Source organism: Paraburkholderia sp. (assembly GCF_034668105.1).
Taxonomy (GTDB): Bacteria; Pseudomonadota; Gammaproteobacteria; order Burkholderiales; family Burkholderiaceae; genus Paraburkholderia.
Window position 1 is genome coordinate 1 of the sequence record NZ_JAXDPY010000206.1, and the last position, 2,503, is coordinate 2,503.

Consider the following 2,503-nt stretch of genomic DNA (forward strand, 5'->3'; position numbering starts at 1 on the left):
GTACTGCAGTGCGTCGACCGGGGGACGTGACGCGGTTTGAAGCTGTTTGGTGATCTTTGTCATGGTGCGATTTCCGGTTCGTTCCTGAATCGCCCGACACTTGCTAACAGATAGGGTGAGCGGGCACGTAGACGGGTTAGCAGACCGGGCGTAAGACCAAAACCGGCGAGCCTTGCGGCTCCCCCTCCACGGCCCGCCCATAGAAGGCGCGCACGTTTGAGCACTACCCACTTTCGCGGGCAGTGCGGTCCTACGCACCAGGCTGCTAAACCTGTGCCGTTTTGTCTAACGGCAGGAACAATTTACCTCACCTATTTTTCGAGACGATCAACCGGACAAGCTAAACGCGCGGATTATAACTAATCTTTACATTCTCCCCGACCCAGCCTTAGAAAGTCATCACGCCGGAAGCGTGCGCATTCAGATCACGCACCCAACCTCCCCTCACGACGGCGACACCAACTTGAAATCCACCGGCGAATCAATCTCGATCCGCTTCGGATTCGCCTCGAGCAAGCCGCTCTGCTGATCGCGCTTGAACACATACACCGTGCCGCTATTCTGATTGCCGACGATCAACCAATTTCCCGTCGGGTCGATCGCGAACTCACGCGGCGACTTACCCAGACTCGACTGGTGCCCGATCTTCTTCAGATGACCATTCGTGGGGTCGACCGAGAAGATCACGATATCGTTCGCGTCGCCGCGATTGGACGCGTAGACAAAGCGCCCGTCCGGCGACAGATGAATCGCCGAGCCGCCCACCGCGCCCTTGAAGCCAGGCTCGGTCAACGAAAGCGTCTGCACTTGCGTGAGCTTGCCATCGTTGTAATTGAAGGTGCTGACCGTGCCCGCCAGTTCACTCGTCAAATAAGCATGTTTGCCGTCCGCGCCGAACACCAGATGACGCGGCCCGGTGCCCGCTTTCTCCTGCGCGTAGCGCCAGTCGGTCGGACCGAACAGACCGCGGCTACCGTCAGGCGTGTAGCGGTATGAGTACAGCTTGTCGGCGCCCAGGTCTTGCGCGAACAGGTAGTGACCGTCCGGCGAGAACACCGTGGAATGAACATGCGAGTTGTCCTGCCGTCCCTTCACCGGACCGCCGCCTTCATGGTGCACCGTGAGCACCGACGCGCCCACCTGGCCATCCGCCTGCAACGGGAACACCGCGAAACTGCCGCCCGGATCGGCCGCCACCGAGTAGTTGGCCGTCAGCAGATATTTGCCGTCCGGCGACAGGCTCAGATAGCACGGGTCATTGCCGTCCGACGAGACTTTGTTGAGGAAGGTCAGCTGCCCGCTTGCGGCGTCGAAGCGAAATGCGCTGATGCCGCCGCGTTGCGTGGCCGGGCCATTGTCGCCCGGCAATTCGTTGACCGCGTAGACGAAGCGGCGATCGCGGCTCACCACCAGGTACGACGGGTTGACCGTCTGCGCGACCGAGACGCGGGTCGCTTCGCCCGTCTTCGTGTCGAAGCGGTAGACGTATAGGCCTTCGCTCTTGCCACCGGTGTAAGTGCCGACCAGCATGTCATACACGCCGTCGGCGGGAGCCGGGCCGGAATCTTGCGCAAACGCATGCGAAGCAACAATCGAGACCATGAGCACGAAACCTTTTATTATCGAGCGGGCGGAACGCAGAGGAGCTGGCCGGCCGCCGCGCCATGAGGTGGATTGAACAGCAGGAAGTGAAGAAGAGTTTGAGGCAGAGTTTGAAGCAGCACGCGCTGTGACCCGGGGACTACGAAGCATATGACCTCCTCTACATTGGTTATTCGGTGGCATCGTTGTAATGGTGTCTCTGGTCTGCCGCGCGTCCGGTCGAATTGTTTTTATCGAGGCAAGTATAAAAGCGTTGCGTCGGATCATGCAGCGATTGCTGCCGGGCGCGGATTAGTCGGGCTGCGATCGGCCGGGCCGCGCTGTTGATCGGCGCACCGCTGCATGCGCAGCAATCGTCCCGCCCGGCGGGGCATTTTTTTCAACCGCGTTTTACCCATTTTTCAACCACGTCTCACCCATTACACACTACGGAGTCTTCATGAACGTCACACTCAGCCTGGGCCCGCTCGTTTCGTTGATCGCCGGTATTCTGATTCTCGTCATGCCGCGCCTGTTGAACTACATCGTCGCGCTCTATCTGATCATCATCGGCATCATTGGGATCTTCGGCGTGGGGTCGTCGCACTTCTGAGTCAACGCGGCGGCGGCAGTCGGCAATAGAAGCAGCAAGGAACGTACGACCGGGCGCAGTGCCGGCCCGGCGCCGTCCCGGATGAACGCCGCGGTAGCTGAGCAACGACACGCGTATCGACGTGGCGACGGTCCCGCACGTAGTGCGTAGCAAGTAGCACAGGGAAGCAGCGAGACTGAGCGGCAAAGCGAAACGGCGTGACAAAGCAGCGCGGCAATATATGTGTATGCGCGATACGCGTATGCGCGAGAGATTCGAGCCCGAGCTGTGCAACAGATTCGCACCAACCACAGCGCGCCAGATGGAAGA

The 2,503-nt window shown here is 60.0% G+C and carries 2 protein-coding genes; one reads left to right on the forward strand and one right to left on the reverse strand.

Annotated features, from left to right (window positions below; translation table 11 throughout):
* Positions 1-444 precede the first annotated feature (444 nt).
* A complete protein-coding gene (locus tag QOC89_RS09695; RefSeq protein ID WP_323044823.1) occupies positions 445-1,602 on the reverse strand; it encodes a lactonase family protein in 1,158 nt (385 codons plus the stop codon).
* Positions 1,603-2,041: 439 nt separating this feature from the next.
* Between QOC89_RS09695 and QOC89_RS09700 the strand changes: the two genes are divergently transcribed.
* On the forward strand, positions 2,042-2,194 hold the full coding sequence (locus tag QOC89_RS09700; protein ID WP_007175701.1) for a DUF3096 domain-containing protein: 153 nt from the start codon (positions 2,042-2,044) through the stop codon (positions 2,192-2,194).
* Positions 2,195-2,503: the final 309 nt, after the last annotated feature.